Origin of the sequence: Streptomyces sp. NPDC007157 (assembly GCF_040634235.1) — a bacterium.
Classification (GTDB): Bacteria; Actinomycetota; Actinomycetes; order Streptomycetales; family Streptomycetaceae; genus Streptomyces.
The window spans coordinates 1-19,182 of record NZ_JBEYFE010000057.1 but is presented as its reverse complement, the minus strand read 5'-3'; the positions used below and the strand labels follow the sequence as shown (position 1 = coordinate 19,182).

The window sequence follows — 19,182 nt, the reverse complement described above, 5'->3', positions numbered from 1 at the left end:
TGCTGGCCGGCCTGCTCGACGACGGCGACTTCACACAGGTTCTCCAGCGGCTCGACAACGAATGATCGTCCAGCTCTCATTCTGAAACGATCAGTAAGGCTATCGCCCGCTACGGCCGCGTCGACCTGCTCTGCATCGACGAACTCGGCTACATGGAACTCGACCGCCGCGGTGCCGAACTCCTCTTCCAAGTCCTGACCGAACGCGAGGAGAAGAACAGCGTCGCCATCGCCTCCAATGAGTGTTTCGGAGGATGGACCAAGACCTTCACCGATCCCCGCCTCTGCGTGGCCATCGTCGACCGCCTCACCTTCGGCGGCAACATCATCGAAACCGGCACCGACTCCTACCGCCTCGCCACCACCCGCGCCCGAGCCGAATAGCAAGCAGCCAGTTGACCACTTGATCTGAGAGTTGACGCCACCTACCGTCAGACGGTCACTCCTCTTCCCATCTGGAAGTGTCCATGCCTCGCCGGCCACCGGGCGAGATCAGAACCGAACAACCCCGCCGCAGGAGCGCCAGAAGCCGACAGGTCATTCCTGGTTTGTCCGCTGGGGCGAACCGGCAGATCGCGCAGTTCGAAGTTCAGTACCGGCTGCCTCCTGGTCACGTCGCCCACGCCTTCCGGGCATGGTCTCTGGCGCTTCACTCATGGCCGGACCAGGGACCCAATCACGGGTGCGGAACCACCGTGTGGAGGGACAGACACGCCCGAACGCTGCTGCAAGGCGTGGCCTCGGTCATGAATCGCAAGGCGCGCCGTGAACTACTCGGAGCGGTTGCACCCCTGGACGACCGCTTCCTGGCACGAACCCTGCAAGATCCGTTCTCACCACCCACAGATCCCTGGTGGAAACGCCGCCTCGCGGAGTGACCCCTCTCGATGTTTCAATCACACAAGGCTGCCGAAGCGTTGCTACTCATCAACATTCCCAGCCTCTGCCCTTGGGATCGTTCCCGAAAGCCATGAACATCCGATCTCAGTTCTGGGTTATGGCACAGATCTTGGGGAGCGATCGCGGAGAGTCATCGTGGCGTTCGATGATGTGGGAGGTTGAGCCCCGGCTCCATGCCTAATGTTCTACTTCACCGAACTTTGATGGTGGACCGACGGCGTTGGCATCCCGCGCATGGACCTGTGCTGGGTCGAGGTGGAGTTCGTACGCGGTGTAACACTCGCTGATCTCTGTTCCTACGGCAGCGCCGCATGAGCACAGTCGGTTCAGACCGCTCTGGCCATGCCAGCCGCAGCAGCCTGTGTGGTCTCCCTCAAGGTCGGGCAGCAGGTCTGGTGCGTCGTCGGGATGGAGAACGATCGTGTTTCGGGGGCCTGCGGAAGTCAGGAACCCGTCTCCGTCCGGATCGCCGACGCAAGGCCCGCCGGGAAACACCGCGACGGGTTCGTCGGTCGGCAGGAACGGGGCTCCCCATGGCTCGGGCTCCAGGGCATAGCGCCCTATATGCATCGTGGCCGGGGCCCGGCGATACCCGTCGGGTCCGATTCGCCCGTCGAACTCGGGCCTGACCAGGGTCTCGGACAGCTGCACAGCCCTGGTCAGAGGGCGGGCGCAGGCGGCACACACAAAAGTGATCACACGAAGTTCTAGCCCGCCGAACCCGCATCAGCAAGAGGCTATTCCCGTGCTACTGCAGCAGGATCATCTTCCGGAGCAGGTGGAAGCAGGCTCGGCCGTAGAGCTGCCTCTTGATCTTCTTGATGCGGTCCACGGCCCCCTCGATGCTGCCCGAGCTCCAGTCCAGGGTGAGGCCGGCTGTCACGACGTCGAGGTCTCGGAGCAGGTGGAGTGCGAAGGCGGTGAGGCCGGGTAGCTGGCTGGCGTCGACTGCGTCGATCCAGGCAGGGAGCGCGGCGCCGAGGCGGTCGGTGAGGATCTCTCCGAAGTCGCCGACGTGTCTGGCGGCCGTGTTCAGTTCGGGGCAGCGGGCCAGAACCTCCTTCAGGCCGGCCCGGTCTTCCTCGGTCAGGGCCGCGGAGTGTCGGGTGATCAAGCCGGTCACCTGCCGCACCGTCGGCGGCCCGGACGGAGCCAGGCGCAAGGTGGCGATGTGCGTGCGGACCATGCCGTAGGTGACGGGAGCTCGCTCGGCGACCAGCTCGCCGTGAAGTCGGGTGACGCTGGTGCATCCCTCGGCGAATCGCCGTTCCAAGGAGGGCTTGTAGGGGTCCAGTCTGCTGTTCCGGGGCCGGTTCTCCCGGATGGTGTCCTGCCAGCGGGCGGCGTTCGCGTACCGGAGCACCGCGCCGGGCCCCCTCGGCGTAGGCGCCCGCCCGGTCGCGGCAGATGATCTCCACGCCGGGGTGGCGGATCAGCCAGGCGGCCAGCCGCCCGGCTTCTCGAGTCGGGAGCACATCCACCAGGCGATGGTCTTCGACACTGGTCAAGACGGTGGAGTAGGTCTGGCCGCGGCGGATCGCGAAGTCGTCCACGCCCAGCAGATGACGCGCCTGACCGTCAGCCGGATTACAAAGCCCTGCTCAGCCAGCGGAAGGTCCTTCAGCCTCCGCTGGTAACGGTCGTGGACCCGGTCCGAGAATCGACCGCAGTCCGGACACGCAGCCCCTGCCGGACGGCCTCGCGCCGCCACCTCGACCGTGCCGAACACGGCCTTGACCGCCTCGACATCCACCTCGTCGATCCCGTCGAACACCAGCGAGCCCCAGAACGGTGTATCGGTCTGCATGACCAGCACCATCACCGCCCACGGTCGGCCACAGCAGCGAACGGAAGGTACCTGAGGGAGCGTCATCCGGCTGTCAGACGACAAGGCGTACGCCGTCGCACACGGGCCAGACTTCTCGCAATCGAACATCGAGGTAACCCTCCGCGACCGCTCCCCAAGATCTGTGCCAGAACCCAGTTCTGACCTGGGTAGCCAGAGGGCGGTGTCCCGGCGTTGAACAGTGCGGCAGCGACGTCCGAGTCGTTGTCAATAGTTGTGGATCGAGTGGCGTGCGATCCAGCCGGTCATCCCTCGTCCAGGCACAGGCAGAAGGGGTGTCCGGCCGGGTCGAAGAGCACCCGGACGCTCTCTTGCGGCTGGAACTCCGCCACCGTGGCGCCCAGGGCCACCGCCTCGGCGACCGCTGAATCGAGATCGCCGACCTGGAAGTCGAAGTGCATCATCGGGCGCTGTTCGCCTTCGACCGGAGGCCAGACCGGAGCCCGATAGCCGTCGGCCTGCTGGAACACGAAAAATGGCCCTTGCGAGGAGGCGGCCACGATGGCCGTGCCCGGTTCCTCGTGCCCGATGTGCCAACCGAGGAGTTCGGCGTAAAACTTCGCCAGGCCGCTGGGGTCCGGCGCCTCGATCGCAGTTCCCCACCACATACCACCGGTTCGAGATCTCATTCCGGCAGCCTGCCTCATGATCCCGTGCCTGTCGTGCGTGAAGGGTGATCAGGCTGCAGTGGCCTCGGGGCGTTCGACGAGGTGACCGTTCTTGAAGCGGGCGCCGTTGCGGACAAGGGCGACGAGGTGGGGTGCGGTGATCGCGCGCCAGCGGGCCTGGGCGGACTCGGCCAGCTTGAACACCATGGCCAGGGCCGCGACCGCGCTGCCGGCCCCGCGGGTGACCTTGGTCCGGAGTTTCACGGTGCTGAAAGTGCTCTCGATCGGATTTGTCGTGTGCAGACGCACCCAGTGCTCCGCGGGGAAGTCGTAGAACGCGAGGACTTCGTCGACCTCGCCGGTGATCTTCTTCACCGCCTTCGGCCACTTCGCGCCGTAGGGGCCCTCGAAGTCGCGGACGGCCTTCACCGCATGGTCGCGGTCCTCCGCGTTGCAGATCTTCTGGAGGGCCTTCTTCGCGCCGGGCTGGGCCGACTTCGGCAGGGCGTTGATCACGTTGCGGGTTTTGTGAACCCAGCACCTTTGATGGCTGGCCTGCGGAAACACCTCCGCGAGAGCCCGCCAGAGGCCCATCGCGCCGTCACCGACGACGAGTTCAGGATCTCGCATGCCGCGCCGACGGCAGTCACGCCGCATATCCGCCCAGGACTCGGTCGACTCGCGCAGCGCCTCGGCGAGGGCGATGAGTTCCTTGCTGCCGTCCGTGCGCACGCCCATGAGAACCAGGACGCAGGAGTGCACCTGGCCGAGGCGGACCTTGGGGCGGGCGTCGTCGGCCCACACGTAGACGTAGTCGGATTCTGACAGGTCGCGGGCTTGGAAGGCGCTGTGGTCGTCCTGCCACTGCTTCGTCAGCCGAGTGATCGTTGCCGGGGAGAGCCCCGCCGCCGAGCCGAGGAACTGTTCCATCGCGGGCACGAAGTCGCCGGAGGACAGCCCGTGCAAGTAGAGCAGAGGGAGGACCTCGCCGACTTTCGGGGATTTCCGGCACCAGGGCGCGAGTATTTTCGACGAGAACCGCTTGCGCTCACCCGTCGCCTCGTCCATGCGCTTGTCGCTTACGCGCGGCGCCTTCACCATGACCGACCCGGCGGCTGTGGTCACGGTCCGCTCTCGGCAGGCGTTGTGCGGGATCCTGTTCCTGCTGCACACCGGCATCCAGTGGGAGTACCTGCCGCAGGAACTGGGCTTCGGTTCGGGCATGACCTGCTGGCGGCGTCTGGCCGCGTGGAACGAGGCCGGCGTGTGGGATCAGCTGCACCTGGTCCTGCTGAAGAACCTGCGGGCCGGGAAGAAGCTGGACTGGCCGCGGGCCGTGAGCGACTCCTCCCACGTCCGGGCCGCCCGACGGAGCCCAAAAGCGGCCCGAGCCCGGTTGACCGTGTACGACCGGGCAGCAAGCACCACGTCCTCACCGACGCTCAGGGCATCCCGCTCGCAGCGTCGCTGACCGGCGGAAACCCAACGACGTCACCCGACTCCTGCCTCTGCTCGACAAGGTCCCGGCTGTGGCCGGCACCGTCGGTCGGCCCGGACATCGACCCGACGCGCTCCTTGCCGACCGGGGCTACGATCACGACAAGTACCGGCGTGTGCTGTGGCGGCGCGGCATCCGCCCGGTCATTGCCGAACGAGGCGTGGAGCACGGCTCTGGCGTGGGCATCTTCCGTTGGGTGGTCGAGCGCATCATCGCCTGGCTGCACGGCTTCCGGCGACTACGCATCCGATGGGAACGTCGCGATGACATCCACGAAGCCTTCCTCGGTCTCGCACCTGCCTGATCACCCACCGCCACGTCCAACGCCTTTGTCAGGGCCTCTTGTCGTTTGGTGCTCTTGCAGCGGCCTGACGAGCCGGTGCTGATGCGTGAGGCCGCCGAGAATTGTGGCTGCACGGACCGGACTGGGATCGCGTCGCAGCGGACCTGACGGGGCGGGCGGACGCCCTGGAGCCCGGCTGCGTTGGGGCGCGATGTCCATGAGGCGAGCCAGAGGCGGATCATCGCCACCGTGACGGTGACGTGGAAGACGTTTCCGCACCAGCGCGGGCTGGCTGACCCCGAGCCCTGGCAGCGGCTGACAGCCGTCCGTCGCTCGCGGCGCGTCTGGAACGACACAACGGGCTCAGGAGCGCGGCGGCAGGACCTCGATCACCGTGGCCGTGCCGGCAACAGGTCGGGCTTCGTACATGGTGATCACATCGCCGCACTTCAGATGCCTCCACTGCTCGGGTCTCATGGGAGCCAGCCGAACGTCGGCGGTCTCTCCCGGGCCGAGCTCCTGCGCGTACTCCACCCACAGCCTTGCAATGCTCAGCTCCCGTTCTCCGCCGGCATTGCGGTTGCCGATGTCCCACATCGGCCGGAGCCGACCGTCGCCGGAAAAGGCAGTCCTGCGTCGCCCATTTTCCGCACCCACCAGGCTCAGGGTTGCCCGGACGGTGCCGTGTCGGACTTCCCAGCCCCGCCACTCGCACCAACGGCGGCTGCGGTCGAGCATCATTTGGCGACCGGCTTCGGCGAGGAGTTCCCAGAAGTCCACGGACACGGGGTGGACATCCCCGATCTCGATGAGTACGCCGAGCACCATCTCCCACTCCTGGCGCCCGATGTCCTCGCGAACATCCCCGACCGTCTGGCCGTTCTCTGCCACGGCATCCCCGGGCAGTAGGTCGACGGCCTGCCGAAGGAGCGTGAACGCGTCATCCATGCACGGCATTGTCCCCTGTCCCCAGGCGCCCGCTCATGGGCGACCAGGCAGGAGTCCGCGACGACACGCCCGGATGCAGCGGGGCGCCGAGATTGTTGCCCATTACTTCCAGCAACTCGGCTGCGACTTGTCACGCCGGGTCGTCACCTTGGTTAGTGCGGACAAGCCTGCGTGCGTTGCCCGATGCGGCGGGTCGACCCAGTGCAACGGCAGCGGCTCATCGAGATCATCCGCAGCCTGGCTGACCGCATCAGCGAGGCCGAACTCAACGGCTGGCTCGGCGAAGCCGAAGGCCTCCAAGTCAGCCTCGAAGCCGCAAGCAAGAAGCCGACTTCCCTGGACCGGGCTGCCACGCGCAGCACAGCCCGCATCGCTGACCTCGGGATTCCGCAGGTCAGGAACCGCGAGGGGACCTCTTGATCACTACCACGAATGCGTCTCTCAGCCTGGTCCGCGATCAGACAGAAGGAATGGGTGAGATTCCGCCGCCAAGCGCGTCGAGGATGTGGGGCCAGGCAGCCTTGCCAAGGAGCGCGTCAGCTTCAGGTGTGCCCCCGTACTGGAAGCGTGGGGACGCCGATGCGGGGCTCTCGCCAGGAAGGCGTGGCCGGTGGCCGGCATCGTCGCGGGCGATCAGACGCACGGCCGCACCGGCTGAGCGCCGCCGATGTGCTAGTTCCTCGGCGAAGGGAAGCGACGGCCACATCGCATCGTCGCCGCCTGCGACCAGCAACAGATCGGCTCGGGCCGTGTCCACAGGGATCTCCGCAGGCGGAAGCAGGTGAGAGAAGGACCGCTCGCTGAGTTCGTACCAGCCGCGGATGGCGACGGGGCCGCTGTCCGGCTCCGTGGGAGTCCAGGAATCGTCCATCGGGACAAAAGGTAGCGGCCGCCCCTGCCAGGTCCAGGACGAGCGATACGGATGGTGCGCTCCATCGCGGCCTGGGCCGACGTTGCACCAGACCAGCGAGGTGGGCGACAGCGCGATGGCCACGTCCACGCGCGAGTCGTGCACCGCCGTGAGCAAGGCTGCTTCAGCCCCCTTGGAGACACCGAGAACCCCGATGCGTCGGGCTCCGCCAAGCCGGAGGAAGTCGACGGCGGCGGTGAAGGTCTCCAAGGGGACTTCACAGATTCCCGGGGACTGCCCGGGCCCGCCGAACCAGCGGATCGCCAAGGCAGCAACGCCTTGCTGAGCCAGGATGCGCGCCCTCTCACGTTCGATACGCCCGCTGGATCCAGCCAGGACCAGAACGCCGACCTCACTGCCGCGAACGGGAGAGATCAGAGCACCTTCCCAAGGGTCGGTCAGCTCGCGCTCAGTGACGTCCACCCGCTCTCCCCGTCTCCGCAACCTCACAGAACCCTGTCCACAAGCGGGGTGCCACTCACCTATCACAGCACGCCGCACCCCGCCCTCCACCTGAACGGAGAGCACCATCATGCCCGCACGCACCTACGCCTGTTCAGCCATCGTGGCTCAGCGAAGTCAGTGGGGTCGGGCTGGCACAGCGCTCCACTTGGCCGTTCGGAGGCACGGCCGTCTCGGCCGGCCGCACGGCTGGGTCAGCCCGGCTTGACCGCCAGCGTCGCAAAATAGTTCGACATGTATTGAGCGGATGCGTTGGATTGGTGCGGCGCTTCCGCGAAGCCGGTGAGGACGAACCCCGCGGCGAGTTGCCCGCCGATCTGGTCGGTGAGGGTGTGGCTGTATTCAAGAGGGGCACCCGCGCCGAATTTCGTGGCGCGTTCCTCGGCGGAGTACTCCGTGATATCGCTGTAGGGCAGCTTGTGCACGACGATCAGCTCGCCGCGCTCGTCGAGCGCCTCGTGGTCGAACAGGTACGCATCAGGGTTGAGGAAGCCCACGAGCAGAGTTCCGCCCGGTCGCAGGACGCGGAAGCACTCGCGCCACACCGGTGCCAAGTCTGGTGCGAACAGGTTGGAGACCGGATGGAATACGACGTCGAATGTTGCGTCGCCGAAGGCGCTGAGGTCGCGCATGTCGCCCAGGACGGTGCGCAGCTCGAGTCCGTCGCGCGCCGCCACCATCTGGTCCTGGCCGAGCTGGCGGGGTGAGTTGTCGAATACGGTGACCCGCGCTCCTGCGGCGGCGAGGATCGGACCCTGCTGGCCACCGCCGGAGGCCAGGCACAACACGTCCTTGCCGGTCAGGTCCGTCGGTAGCCAGGAGCGGTCGACTGGCTCACGCCCGATGAGAACAATCGACCAGTCGCCCATGCGAGCGCGTTCGACATCCTCAGCACTCACCGGCCTCGACCACTCGTTTCCCTCTTGGACATACTTGTCCCAGGCTGCCCGATTGTGGGCAACGGGGTCGACAACAATGTCCTGCACGTTTAGCTCCCTGCTACAGCCAGGCGGACACCTGCGGTACTGACAGTTCGGTGCCGTTAGCCAACACGATTGCAGGGTGCGGGCTCAACGAAATTAGTGGGCATCGAGGTGTCCACGGCGAGCGACGCCGGCACGCCGGCTCGTCGCAGCGACAGCAGCGCTTGGCCCACACCAGCCGCGGCCGGCGGCCACCGGGCGACAGGTCACGCGGCCGGGTCATCCGCCGGCTCTTCGACCGCCGCGCCCGGGTGCCGCAGTCCGGGCAGTAGGGGGCCGGCTTGCCCACCCCGGTCTTGAGGTTGTCCGGGACCAAGCGCCGCGGGACACCGCCGAAGAAGCGGAAGGCTTCCGCATGCGCGAGAGTCCAGGCGCGCTGGTCCGTGTGCGCCACCGGGCGCACGAACATGTGCCGCGAGGCAGGAAGCACCATCACGAACGTCCAAATCCGGTGTCGTTTCCCGGTAGCTGGGTTGATCCACTGTCCCAGGAAGCCGTAGTCGATCTGGGCTTCCGAGCCCGGCTCGACGTCGTCCCGCAGCACCATGACCTTGGAGCGGGCTGCCTCGTCGGGCAGGTTCTCGTGGACCCAGCGGCGGAACGTCGACAAGGACACCTTCAACTTGCTCTCGTCCCGCAGCCGTTGATGGGGCGGCCCGCCCAGGGTGATCCCGGCCTCCTCGGCCGGCGCCAGGTACTTGCTGACCGTCTTGCGGTCCACCCCCAGCGAGGCGGGCACCTGGTTCTTCGAGCGGCCCGCGTACCAGTGCACGTAGATCTCGACGATGTCGACCACGGTGAACGATCTCCTGGCCATCCAGTGTGTCCGTCGACCTCTCGGTTCGCAGGTCGAGGGACCGCGACGTCTCCGAGAGGGGCAGGACCCTCAACCCGGCACGGCATGCCCATGGGGAACCCCACGGATTCGCAAGGAAGACCTAATAGTTCATCGAACCATCTGAAACAGGGAATATTGGAAACTGTCCATGTGGCCCTGGGGCCGGCAACAGCAGTTGAGCATCGTGAGCCGTCAGGCAGACGGCAGGGCCGCCTGCGGCCTGCTCGCTGCCCCGGCAACCGTGCGATGCAAGGGGACCGCGAACGCAACGACGAACAGGCCGAAGAGGGTGATGGGCAACAGCCAGAGGAGTTGTGCAGGGTCATCCCGCAGCCAGTGCCGGTTGCCCCACCAGTTCGTGCTGACGTCCATCACCATGACGGCATTCGCCAGCCAGATTCCTTCCCGCCGCACAAGCCCCACCAGCACGGCGGCCAGCGGATCGAGGATCACCAAGCTGACGAAGAACACCTGCAGAGGGACCTGAGGCCACGACGCATAGGTGTGGATGCCGCCACGGATCAGATCTGCGATGTGAGAACCCGTGCCCTCAGTGAGGCCGATCAAGTACCCCGCGAGAACCCATCTCGCCCACAACGGTTGTGCGCCCCACCGTTCCCGCAGCTCAGACCCCACCGTGTCAGCCTAGACGAGCGCCCGAGCCTCTGCGGAAGAGATGGCAGCGTCGGCGTGATCAAGGGTTCCCGAGACGGTTTCTCACGCCCGTTCGAGCCCGGTCAGCCGCACCATCGATGGTCAGCACCCCGGTGGGAGCCGTGACCACGAGGGTGGGGAATTACCTGACGCTGATCATGCAGATCGTGGGGAATTTTCGGCTCTGTCGGAGATCTTGTGATGCCGCCTGTCCCGGCGCACCTGCTTCCACGCAGTCAGGGACAGCGCGTGTTCGGTGGATCAGTAGCGGTGGCCCGGCCAGTGCGGGTCCTTCCAGCGGTCAAGACCGGTGACCCCGAGCAGCCGTATCCGGTGGAGCAGTTCTTCGGATGCGCCGATGGCACGTAGCCGGGTTGGGGCATGGCGGAGCAGCCAGGCAGTCAGCTCGGCACGCATTTCTTCCCCGTTCTCCCAAGCGTCCCAGGGCAGTTGGTCGCCGAGCAGGTCGTACTCCCACTGCGTCGCCGCTTCGGCCAGGTGCTGGTCGGCCGCGGGTCCGGTCAGTGCTTCCCAGGTGTGGAGCCACGGGCTCAACGTGCCCGATGCCTCGCCGCTGATTATGAGGACCTCGTGCGCGGGTACGGCGGGATCCGGATCGGTGAGCGTGTGCGCCCACCACGCGTGCAGGAATTCCTCGACTGCCGCGGCCTGCTCAGCAGGCCACTGCTGCCAATGGCCGAGGGCGAACGAGCGCCCGACCGTTTCCATGCCGAAGGGGGACTCGATGAGGCCGCTGACGAGGGCCGTGGTGAACTGGGGCAGAATCCTGCGGAGGACGGATGCGTGATCGCTCCAGTCGATGGCCTCCCATGTGCGCTGCAGGAGGTCGGGGTCCAGCTCCGTGTCCGCCACCTTGAGCTGGGCAAGATCTTCCGCGCTGCCCCAGTGGCATTCGCAGTTGTGCTCGTCGGGGTGGGCGGTCATCCCCCGGAAGGTGGCTGCCAGGCCATCCATTGCGGCGTCGAGGCGAAGTCGGGCGCGGGATCGGTCGAGGTTCATCATGGACGTTCGCCTTCGAGGACTCCGGGAGGTAGCACCGCCCGAAGATCGCTAACTTACCGGGGCGGGCCCCAGCCCGCCATCAATATGCAACTACTGCAGCCGCTCGCTCGGGCCAGTGCCGTGGGTAGGATGCCGCCGTTGCCGGTCGACGTTTCGAGCGACGCCCAGTCCGTGCCGGTCAGCACCGCGTGGGGATCGGGGAGGCCGGCGAGATGTGGCTTGTCGGATCCGTCATGGCTGGTGGTCACAGGCGCAGGCCATACATTTGAGTGCTGGCCGCCGGGTGCGGCAGAGCCGGCGCCCCGTCTGCCGACTGCGGGTCGGTCTCTGTCTCACAGCCGACGATCTGTCACTGCTCAAGCTGTGGTCCCACGCTGGCGGTTTCCCAGCTGCCGTGCAGCCGTGGCCGGCTCTCCTCCTGCTCTGCACGGTGCCGTATGCGGTCAGGAGGCCGGATGGGTGGACGTCACCCGGACCGGCGTCCAGCAGTCACCGGCGTTGCCCGCTCCGCCATCAACCACGTACTGCCCGCCGGCTGATGCCTCCGCCGCGTTTGGGCTGTGCGCTGTTCCGTGGTCCGTGGTCCGTATCAGCGTCGCCGCCCCCTCGTGCTAGAAATGGGTCTGGAATGACTCGGATGACTCTTCGCCCGCATCAACTTGAGGCCGTGGATGCGGTGCTGCGCCACCTGTCGGAGCAGCCCGGTGCGGGCATTCCGCCCGAGGGGTTGCGTACTCAGATGATCGCCGCGACCGGGTCGGGGAAGACCCTGGTCGGCGTGGAGGCGGCGAACCGTCTGTCCGCGCGGCGTGTGCTGGTTGTGGTGCCGACGCTGGATCTGTTGTTGCAGATGGCGGCGGCCTGGCGCCAGGGAGGCCGCTCTGGCGCGATGATCGGTGTGTGTTCCCTGCGGGGCGCGGACAGTCAGGGCCTGCCGTGCACCACCGATCCGGACGAACTGATCGCGTGGACCGCGGGCCCTGAGACGGTCACGGTGTTCGCGACGTACGCGTCGGTTGGCGTGGGGACCCTGCAGCGTGCGCACGCTGCGGGTCTGCCGGTGTGGAGTCTGATGGTGGTGGACGAGGCCCACCGGGTCAGTGGCGACGGTCTCAAGCCGTGGGCGGCTGTGCACGACCAGGCCCAGGTCCCGGCCGTTCGGCGTCTGTACATGACCGCGACCGCCCGTGTGTGGGAGGCCGACGGGGAACGCCCGCGGCTGGTGGCGTCGATGGATGAGGATTCCGAGGTCTTCGGCCCGGTCGCCTATCAGTTGAAGCTCTCGGAGGCGATCAGGCTCGGCCTGGTGGCGCCGTATCAGGTGCTGTGCCTGGACATCCGCGACCCCGGCCTCTACGAGGCGCTCACCGCTGAGGCGTCCGGTTCGGACGCGGTGCGTGGGGCGCGTCTGGCGGCGGTGCAGACCGGCCTGATGCGTGCGGCGGTGGAGGAGCGGTTTAGGCGGGTTTTGTCATTCCACAGCCGCGTCAGCGAAGCAGAAGCGATGGCGGCCGCCGTCCCGGTGACGGCGGCCCGGCTTGCCGGGGACGACCCGGCCGTGTTCCCGCCGGCGGACCAGGTGTGGGCGCAGTGGTTGTACGGCGAGCATGCGCCCGCGCACCGCCGCCAGGTCCTCGAGGAGTTCGCCTCCGACTTCCTTGGTGCGCCCGGAGGCGGGGGAGGGGGTGTGCGTGCGGAACTGCGGGTGCTGTCCTCGGTGCGGGTGCTGGGTGAGGGCGTGGACACGGCCGAGTGTGACGCGGTCCTGTTCGCGGACGCCCGCGGCTCGATGGTGGACATCGTGCAGATGGTCGGCCGTGCCCTGCGGATGCGTCCGGGTGTCGGGAAACTCGCCACCCTGATCGTCCCGGTGTTCCTTGGCGTGGACGAGGACGCCGACGATCTGCTCTCCTCGGACGCGTACGGCAACCTCAGCAAGATCCTCGGTGCGCTCCGGGCCCACGACTCGGACACGATCGAAGCGTTGGCCGACCCCCGCGTCCGCAACGCGTACCCGGCCATCGACGCCAACACCGGCCAGGACGACCCCGACGACGGCCAGGACCCCGGCCGGGAGGACGCCCGTGTCGGGGCGGCGGCCGGGGTCCTGAGGTTCAGCGAGGAACGCGATCCGTCCGCCCTCGCGCGGTTCGTGCAGCTCCGCGTGATCGATCCGGAGGGGGCGTACTGGCTGCGCGGGATCGAGGCGGCCACGCGGTGGCTGCGCGAGACCGGCAGCACCGCACTGCGCGTGCCCTACACCTACGTCACCCCCGACGACTGGGCAGGCGCCGGACGGTATCCGCTGGGGGTGTGGGTGGCCGATCAGCGCCGCTCCTACACGGCCGGGACGCTGGAAGCCTCCCGCGTGCAGCAGCTCGAGACGCTCGGCATGGTCTGGTCGGCTCAGGCCTCCGCGTGGGACGCCGGCCTTACCGTCGCCCGCGCCTACGCCCAAGCGCACAGGCATCTGCTCCCGCCCACCACGGCCGTCTTCGGCGGGGACAACTTCCCCCTCGGGGTATGGCTCAAGAACCAGCGCGCAGCGGCCCGCAAGGCGGCGGACAACGCCCGCCGCCGGGAGAGCGGGGAAACCGTCTCCTACGCCGGAGAACTCTCACAGGCCCGGACGGAGGCGCTGGCGGATCTGGATCCGGGATGGTGCCCGGTGTGGGAGATCAGCTGGCAGCGCTGTTACCGGCTCATCCTCGCCCACCACAAGGCAGGTGGCAGCGTCCCGGCCGGACCGGGGGAACTCATGGTCCAGGGCGAGGACTTGGGCGTCTGGGCTGCCGCACAGCGCGCCGGATGGGGCAAGCTCATGCCCGCGCAGCAGTGGCTGCTGGAGTCCGTCGGGATCGAGCCCGCCGAGGACGGCGCGCCGGCACCGGGCGCGTCCCGGTCGCAAGACGCCCGGTGGATGGCGAACCTCGCCGCCGCCCGCCAGTTCCACGCCCGCGAGGGCCACCTCCAGGTACCCCGCCAGCATGTCGAGATCACTGCAGACGGCAGCGGCGACGGGGACCAGACGGCCGTGAAGCTGGGGGCCTGGCTCGACAACACCCGCCGCCGGGCCGCCAAGCTGAGCGAGGAACGACGTAACGCCCTCGACGCCCTAGGCATGCGCTGGTAGGAGTCCGTGCGCGGAAAGACCGGCACCCAGGCCACTGAGCCGGAGCACGATGCGTGTCACAGAGGCATGCTTCTTGTCACCGATATCGAATACGCACCGTCTGATACTGGTGGCCTACCGGGGATGGTGGGCCCGTGAGGCCGCTGGTGGGAGGTGGTGCTGCGATTGTGGGTGGGTGGTGGGCGGTGGTTTCGGTTTGAGCATGACGTGCGCGCCGGTGGTGATCCATCTCGACTGGGGCCCGCCAAGGGCCGGCGTAAGGGCTTCACCGAGACTGACTCTGCCCGTCTGCTGGATGCCGCGCATCAGCAACGAGGCGGCCCCGTCGTGCTGGTCTGGGACAATTTGAACCCGCACGTCAGCCGCGCCATGCGCGGGCTGATTGCAGCCCGATGACGGTTGCCCGTCCACCAGCTGCCGCCGTACGCTCCCGAGCTCAACCCCGTCGAGGGCGTGTGGTCGCTTTTGAAGAGGCCCCTGGCCAACCTCACCAAACACAGCGTCGAACAGCTCACCGCGCTGGTGAAGCCGCGGCTGAAACGGATGCCGTACCGCCCCCGTCTTATCGAGGGCTTCATCGCCAAGACCGGACTCGACCTGCAACCGTCGTAACCTCAGCGGTTGCAGACAGCTAAGCCCCGTACCGCTGCCTACGTGAGGTCGGCGTCCGCTGAGGCGCATCGGCAGTTAAGTACCCGTACTCATGCGGCCTCTCGCTCCCGCCGTCCATTGTGGTCATGGACACGAAAGGGGGCGCCAGTGGTGGGGCATCGAGGGCGTAACAGAGCCATTCTGGGCATGGTGTGCAGCGGGGCGCTGCTGGCGGTATCTGCCTGTTCGCAGGGTGGCGCCACCGACCCGAAGACTGTCCGCGAACTCGCCGGCAGCGCCGAGGCGGGCAAGGCCCGCGAGCAGGTGGAGCAGGAGATCCGGAAGACCATCACCTACTGGGATGCCCACACAGCACTCACCCTCGGCCTGGTCACCGTGGACGACTCGTGCGTGGGCGGCAGGGCGAAGGAGTGGTTCTTCGAAGATGGCGATGATCAGTACAAGATCCGCTGCAGGATGTACGTCAACGCCTACTTCGGCGCCAGCCCACACCATGTTTCCGAAACGATCGACGGCATCCTCACCGCAGGCGACCCCGAGGGCTCTCCGATTCCTTTCGGTCACGACTTCATCTACGCGACCAAGGTCGTCGACTACTACCGGGGCACGACAGGCGACCCGCAGGGCCCAGGCACCGGTGAGCCGGCGCAACTATTCAGCGCGGGTACGGTCACGCTCGACTGGGACCAAGTCCGCCAGACCGGAAAGCGTGAGCTGATCGAGGAACCACCGGCATGCTCCCCCAGCGATCCACCTGTCAAGCGATGCCTGCGCGAGCCGGCCTCCACCAGCGTCACGAACATGCGCCGCAAGTACGGCATGGTGTTCAAGCTCACCGTCCCCTCCAGGGACTACTTCACCGAATTCAAGGACGGCCAAGCGGTCAGCCCGTGATGCGGGAACCGATCGCCTGAAATCGAGCGGACAACTCCTCACGGCTGAGCGCTCTTCAGCGACCTGATGCCGAACGCGCAAAGCCGGACTCGCTCACGCCGCGTCCGTCACCTCATCCTCCCGGCATAGGGCAACGCCGACAGCCGTCACCACCCCACGTAACCCGCACCGTTAAAGATCTCTGGCTGCCGTTGCGTGATCACTTCTCCGTCTGGCCCATCACCCGCTTCCCGTCGTCGTGACGGGCCAGAGTCATCCTCGACGAGTCGGCAACGAAATCACCCGACGTAACGAAGCACTACTAGAATGCGGAGCATGGCGCGGTATGTTGACGAGGATCTGCACGGTGCGGAGTTCCGCGAGTGCGATCTGACCGGGGCACGCCTGATCGGCGTCGTCATGCAGGATGCGGTGATCGACGGGCTCATCACCAACCTTGTGGTGAACGGTGTCGAGGTCACCGAGTACGTCGAGGCAGAGCTCGACCGGCGTCATCCGGTGCGGGTACTGATCCGCTCCGAGGACCCTGCCGATCTGCGCGAGGCATCGCGTCAGCTCCATGCCGGCTGGGCCGCCACGATCGAGCGAATCCGCCGTACGCCCGGCATCGAGCGCCGCAGCGTGAACGACGAGTGGTCGGCGGTGCAGACGATGCGCCACCTGGTCTTCGTCCACGACTCGTGGTTCCGCCGCTGCTGCCTGGGCTCGACGGAGCTGTTCACGCCGATGGGCATCGGGACGACCGTCGAGCCCTACCGTGGAGCGCACGGGCTTGACCTCTCGCTCGATCCGGCCCTCGACGAGATCGTGCGCGTGCGTGACGCACAGGCCGCCGAGCTCGACGCCTGGCTCGACGAGGTCACCGCTGTGCAGCTCACAGCGCGAGCGCCGGTGCCCGACGACGATGTCTGGCCGCCGTACGCCCGGGGCCGCTTGGTGCGGCAGTGCCTCGGCACGGTGCTCAACGAGACCTTCGAGCACCACGGGTTCTGTGTCCGCGACCTCGACCTGATCGAGGCACAGGACGCTGAGTAGGGCCGGCTACGGACTCAGCATCTTGCGGATGCGGGCATCGCTTACCGTCTGCGCGGTGCCGAGCTGCTGGGCCCAGAGCGGGACGCGGTACTTCTCGAGAATCCGTCGGACCTTGACCTAGGGCCTGTCCGATGAGTCAGGAACAGCGGCGCCCACCCCGGCTGCCATGAGGCGCTTTAGACGTTGTTTCAGATGGCGAGTCTGCGATAGCGGACGAGGCCGCTGTTGGTCTCCGCCAGCAGTGTGAAAGCCTGACGCGATGAGTGCTGATTTCGTCGACTGGCCGTCGATCGCGGCCGACGGCTTCCCCTTCCCCGAGGCCGTACCGGCATCTCAGCTCGCCGGCGAGCTGTCGGCCATGCTGATCTCGCCCGACCCTGAGATCCGTGACGACTATGCCTACACCGCCGCAGCCCGCTGGATCAGGGAAGGGCATCTCGACGAAGTCCTCGAGGCGCTCGGCGACACAGCCGCCAGCCGATTCATCCACCCTGAGGTACAGGCCCGGACCTTCGCGCCGCTGATCCTCTGTTCCGTTGTGACGCGCGGACACACCGTCCCCGGCCTTGTGTCGAAGGAGGCTGTGGAACGCTGGTATGCCGAATTCTCGGCCTGGTATCCGGCAGAGCAGGACACTCGCGGCTGGGACGACTCCCTGGGCTGGCTGCACGCCGTCGCACACGGGGCTGACGCCACTGCCGCGTTCGCAAAGGCCCTGCCCGACCGCCGCACTGAACTACTTGAACTCTGTGCCCGCAGGATGACGGCCACGCAGACCGACTACCGATACGCGCAGTTGGAGGACGCGAGGCTTGCCCGTGCGCTCATGCGTATCCTCCAGGCCCCTGGCCTGAAGCGCGAGGAGGCCACCGGCTGGCTGACCACGGTGGCGGAGGCCCTGGACGGAGGGGGCCCCGGGCCCGTCCCGATCTGGGCGTTCAACACCTTTGCCACCCTCCAGTCCCTCCACCTGCACCTGGCTCGAGGCCTCGCCGACGAAGGCGTCCCGCCGCATGCCGAGGCGGTTGCCGCCCATGCCGCCGATCTCCTTCGCCTGCCCTGCTACTGGATCGCCTGACACGGCGGCGCCGGCATCACGCAGGCCGTTCTCCTCCTACGCGTGGCCTTCGACGTGATTGCACTTGGTCAGTCGCCGGTAGCCGATGAGGGCAGCGGCTATGCCGACCTGGGGGACTTCACGGACGACTTCTACCACCTGGCCTGCCCCAACTGCGCCGTGGACGTTACGATCGCCATCGGGGACCACGGGCGCTATTCAGCGATCCGGGACTGGAACCTGGGCGACGTGGACCGCCGTGGCCTACGGTCGGCGTCCTCCGAGGAACTCTCCGGCGCCGGCCGGTGGATGCACGAGACAGCCGTCCGCGACGGGCACGAGGCACTCGCCGACGGAATCGCCCACCTCTTCGGCAGGGCCGAATGCCCACACTGCGCCAGCGTGTTCAACATCGCGGATGAGTACACATCCGCTGGTTTTGTACGTGAGCTGCGACGTCGTTTCGATGCGTAAACGGGAGTCGCATATTTGCACGAAAGGTCGGTGTTCACGAGAACGGGAGTCAGTCAACCGGCCCTGGTGGCGGCTTTACCCGTCGTGGATTGAACGACTCATCGCGGCATGATCGGCTAGGTCTGAAATGACGCATGCAAGCACTGCCGGAGGCCCACCGTGCCGTACTACCTGCTCACCGTGACGGCCTCGCGTCGTACCAATTTCGGGCTGCAGGTCGAACCCACAGTGCGGATCAGGGAGCTGGCCTCACGGGTGAAGGACACCGACGTGCCCATGCCCGGCGAGCGCGTCCTGCTCCTTCGTCCCGACACGGGCACGTGGTGGATCGCCCCGCTGGCCTCTTTCGGCCTTGAGGCGTGGCAGAAGGACGGCATCTCCTACACCCGCAGCGACCCCGACGACCCGGAGTTCACGCTGGCACTTGGTGGCAAAGGAAACCCAGAGGAGGTGCTCCCGGTGGGCACCGAGATCTGGATGGCTGACAAAGCTCCGACCAGCGCTCAGCGCACCCAAGGCTGGCGCCACATCATCGCCGGCATCGCCTCCGGCGACTGGTACCAGGCAGACCCAGATGCGGTCGACACCACCATCACCGACCACTGACCCCTTGACCGGGGCAGGGAGCCCGAGGCGGCCGCACGGCCGGCGCGCTGTCCTCCTACGGAAGGAAGGAGCCGCTCATCGACACCGCGGCCCGACGAGTTGCCGGCGGACGGCTATGAGCGACTCCCGAATTCGTCAACATTGATCATGCGTCGGCGTAGCGAGATGCCTCCCGAAGTCGTCGATAAATGACTCCCGTTCTCGGTTCTGGCTCAACTTCCGTGACGCGGTAACAGCCAGTCACTTCACCTGGACAACGTAGGCGCGATGCGGGTTTTTGGTTGGCATGGCCTGGCCGGTTGTGGCAAGGTCGGACGGTCCCGCCAACAGGTGCCGCCGGAGCACCCGAGGCCCTTGTGGCCGAACCAGCGGGAGTAAGAGGCGGCTCACGGGGTGGCCGCACGCGTGGCGCGCGAACG

18 protein-coding genes and 4 pseudogenes are annotated in these 19,182 nt (G+C 67.1%); 10 read left to right on the top strand and 12 right to left on the bottom strand.

Translation table 11 applies throughout. The features are described 5' to 3' along the window. Positions 1-89 precede the first annotated feature (89 nt). Positions 90-383: pseudogene (locus ABZ642_RS45965) on the top strand (ATP-binding protein); the annotation flags it as partial. Positions 384-1,647: 1,264 nt separating this feature from the next. On the opposite strand, the gene ABZ642_RS45960 reads toward ABZ642_RS45965, so the two are convergent. The 5 genes and pseudogenes from ABZ642_RS45960 to ABZ642_RS45940 all read right to left on the bottom strand — a co-directional run. Continuing rightward, positions 1,648-2,262, bottom strand: coding sequence for a transposase (locus tag ABZ642_RS45960; protein WP_360497575.1), 615 nt, complete (start codon positions 2,260-2,262; stop codon positions 1,648-1,650). 52 nt (positions 2,263-2,314) lie between these two features. Beyond that, a pseudogene (locus ABZ642_RS45955) lies at positions 2,315-2,452 on the bottom strand (hypothetical protein); the annotation flags it as partial. Further along, positions 2,404-2,706, bottom strand: a complete 303-nt coding sequence (locus ABZ642_RS45950) for a transposase family protein (RefSeq protein WP_360497572.1) — start codon at positions 2,704-2,706, stop codon at positions 2,404-2,406. The gene ABZ642_RS45950 and the pseudogene ABZ642_RS45955, both read right to left, overlap by 49 nt. A gap of 284 nt (positions 2,707-2,990) precedes the next feature. Further along, complete coding sequence (locus ABZ642_RS45945) at positions 2,991-3,374, bottom strand: VOC family protein (RefSeq protein ID WP_360497569.1); 384 nt, start codon at positions 3,372-3,374, stop codon at positions 2,991-2,993. Positions 3,375-3,422: 48 nt separating this feature from the next. Beyond that, positions 3,423-4,487 (bottom strand): annotated as a pseudogene (locus tag ABZ642_RS45940) (IS256 family transposase); the annotation flags it as partial. A gap of 1 nt (position 4,488) precedes the next feature. On the opposite strand from ABZ642_RS45940, the pseudogene ABZ642_RS45935 reads away from it, so the two are divergent. Further along, positions 4,489-5,223 (top strand): annotated as a pseudogene (locus tag ABZ642_RS45935) (IS5 family transposase); the annotation flags it as partial. A 274-nt stretch (positions 5,224-5,497) separates the two neighbouring features. Here the strand turns inward: ABZ642_RS45935 and ABZ642_RS45930 are convergent. Beyond that, on the bottom strand, positions 5,498-6,091 hold the full coding sequence (locus ABZ642_RS45930; protein WP_360497566.1) for a hypothetical protein: 594 nt from the start codon (positions 6,089-6,091) through the stop codon (positions 5,498-5,500). 174 nt (positions 6,092-6,265) lie between these two features. Between ABZ642_RS45930 and ABZ642_RS45925 the strand changes: the two genes are divergently transcribed. Further along, entirely contained in the window at positions 6,266-6,502 is a 237-nt protein-coding gene (locus ABZ642_RS45925; protein WP_360497563.1) for a hypothetical protein, read from the top strand. Positions 6,503-6,539: 37 nt separating this feature from the next. On the opposite strand, the gene ABZ642_RS45920 is transcribed toward ABZ642_RS45925, so the two are convergent. The 5 genes from ABZ642_RS45920 to ABZ642_RS45900 all read right to left on the bottom strand — a co-directional run bounded on the left by ABZ642_RS45920 (position 6,540) and on the right by ABZ642_RS45900 (position 10,952). Then, positions 6,540-7,415 (bottom strand): acyl-CoA thioester hydrolase/BAAT C-terminal domain-containing protein, encoded by an 876-nt coding sequence (locus ABZ642_RS45920; protein WP_360497560.1) that lies wholly within the window; start codon positions 7,413-7,415, stop codon positions 6,540-6,542. A 233-nt stretch (positions 7,416-7,648) separates the two neighbouring features. Beyond that, positions 7,649-8,440 (bottom strand): class I SAM-dependent methyltransferase, encoded by a 792-nt coding sequence (locus ABZ642_RS45915; protein WP_360497557.1) that lies wholly within the window; start codon positions 8,438-8,440, stop codon positions 7,649-7,651. 13 nt (positions 8,441-8,453) lie between these two features. Beyond that, positions 8,454-9,233 (bottom strand): hypothetical protein, encoded by a 780-nt coding sequence (locus tag ABZ642_RS45910; protein WP_360497554.1) that lies wholly within the window; start codon positions 9,231-9,233, stop codon positions 8,454-8,456. Positions 9,234-9,467: 234 nt separating this feature from the next. Next, positions 9,468-9,911, bottom strand: coding sequence for a hypothetical protein (locus tag ABZ642_RS45905; RefSeq protein WP_360497551.1), 444 nt, complete (start codon positions 9,909-9,911; stop codon positions 9,468-9,470). Between the two features lie 279 nt (positions 9,912-10,190). After that, positions 10,191-10,952, bottom strand: coding sequence for a hypothetical protein (locus ABZ642_RS45900; protein WP_360497548.1), 762 nt, complete (start codon positions 10,950-10,952; stop codon positions 10,191-10,193). A 628-nt stretch (positions 10,953-11,580) separates the two neighbouring features. Between ABZ642_RS45900 and ABZ642_RS45895 the strand changes: the two genes are divergently transcribed. The 4 genes from ABZ642_RS45895 (at position 11,581) to ABZ642_RS45880 (ending at position 16,626) form a co-directional block, all read left to right on the top strand. Continuing rightward, positions 11,581-14,085 (top strand): Helicase associated domain protein, encoded by a 2,505-nt coding sequence (locus ABZ642_RS45895; protein WP_360497545.1) that lies wholly within the window; start codon positions 11,581-11,583, stop codon positions 14,083-14,085. 399 nt (positions 14,086-14,484) lie between these two features. Next, positions 14,485-14,697: a transposase gene (locus ABZ642_RS45890; protein WP_360497542.1), complete on the top strand. Its 213-nt coding sequence runs from the start codon at positions 14,485-14,487 to the stop codon at positions 14,695-14,697. A gap of 186 nt (positions 14,698-14,883) precedes the next feature. Then, positions 14,884-15,591, top strand: coding sequence for a hypothetical protein (locus ABZ642_RS45885; RefSeq protein WP_360497539.1), 708 nt, complete (start codon positions 14,884-14,886; stop codon positions 15,589-15,591). A gap of 315 nt (positions 15,592-15,906) precedes the next feature. Beyond that, on the top strand, positions 15,907-16,626 hold the full coding sequence (locus ABZ642_RS45880) for a DinB family protein (protein ID WP_360497536.1): 720 nt from the start codon (positions 15,907-15,909) through the stop codon (positions 16,624-16,626). A 6-nt stretch (positions 16,627-16,632) separates the two neighbouring features. On the opposite strand, the gene ABZ642_RS45875 is transcribed toward ABZ642_RS45880, so the two are convergent. Further along, positions 16,633-16,728, bottom strand: coding sequence for a DUF3418 domain-containing protein (locus ABZ642_RS45875; RefSeq protein WP_360497578.1), 96 nt, complete (start codon positions 16,726-16,728; stop codon positions 16,633-16,635). A gap of 157 nt (positions 16,729-16,885) precedes the next feature. Between ABZ642_RS45875 and ABZ642_RS45870 the strand changes: the two genes are divergently transcribed. The 3 genes from ABZ642_RS45870 to ABZ642_RS45860 all read left to right on the top strand — a co-directional run bounded on the left by ABZ642_RS45870 (position 16,886) and on the right by ABZ642_RS45860 (position 18,763). Then, positions 16,886-17,704, top strand: coding sequence for a DUF2785 domain-containing protein (locus tag ABZ642_RS45870; protein WP_360497533.1), 819 nt, complete (start codon positions 16,886-16,888; stop codon positions 17,702-17,704). A gap of 42 nt (positions 17,705-17,746) precedes the next feature. Next, positions 17,747-18,157, top strand: a complete 411-nt coding sequence (locus ABZ642_RS45865; RefSeq protein ID WP_360497530.1) for a hypothetical protein — start codon at positions 17,747-17,749, stop codon at positions 18,155-18,157. Positions 18,158-18,316: 159 nt separating this feature from the next. Continuing rightward, the gene (locus tag ABZ642_RS45860; RefSeq protein ID WP_360497527.1) at positions 18,317-18,763 is read left to right on the top strand and encodes a hypothetical protein; all 447 of its coding nucleotides are present in this window, start codon (positions 18,317-18,319) and stop codon (positions 18,761-18,763) included. Positions 18,764-19,182: the final 419 nt, after the last annotated feature.

Bases quoted from the DNA above. Each gene is read 5' to 3' on its own strand.
- ABZ642_RS45950 (WP_360497572.1), bottom strand. From the start codon at position 2,706: ATGCAGACCGATACACCGTTCTGGGGCTCGCTGGTGTTCGACGGGATC.
- ABZ642_RS45945 (WP_360497569.1), bottom strand. From the start codon at position 3,374: ATGAGATCTCGAACCGGTGGTATGTGGTGGGGAACTGCGATCGAGGCG.
- ABZ642_RS45930 (WP_360497566.1), bottom strand. From the start codon at position 6,091: ATGCCGTGCATGGATGACGCGTTCACGCTCCTTCGGCAGGCCGTCGAC.
- ABZ642_RS45925 (WP_360497563.1), top strand. From the start codon at position 6,266: ATGCGGCGGGTCGACCCAGTGCAACGGCAGCGGCTCATCGAGATCATC.
- ABZ642_RS45900 (WP_360497548.1), bottom strand. From the start codon at position 10,952: ATGATGAACCTCGACCGATCCCGCGCCCGACTTCGCCTCGACGCCGCA.
- ABZ642_RS45895 (WP_360497545.1), top strand. From the start codon at position 11,581: ATGACTCGGATGACTCTTCGCCCGCATCAACTTGAGGCCGTGGATGCG.
- ABZ642_RS45885 (WP_360497539.1), top strand. From the start codon at position 14,884: ATGGTGTGCAGCGGGGCGCTGCTGGCGGTATCTGCCTGTTCGCAGGGT.
- ABZ642_RS45880 (WP_360497536.1), top strand. From the start codon at position 15,907: ATGGCGCGGTATGTTGACGAGGATCTGCACGGTGCGGAGTTCCGCGAG.
- ABZ642_RS45870 (WP_360497533.1), top strand. From the start codon at position 16,886: ATGAGTGCTGATTTCGTCGACTGGCCGTCGATCGCGGCCGACGGCTTC.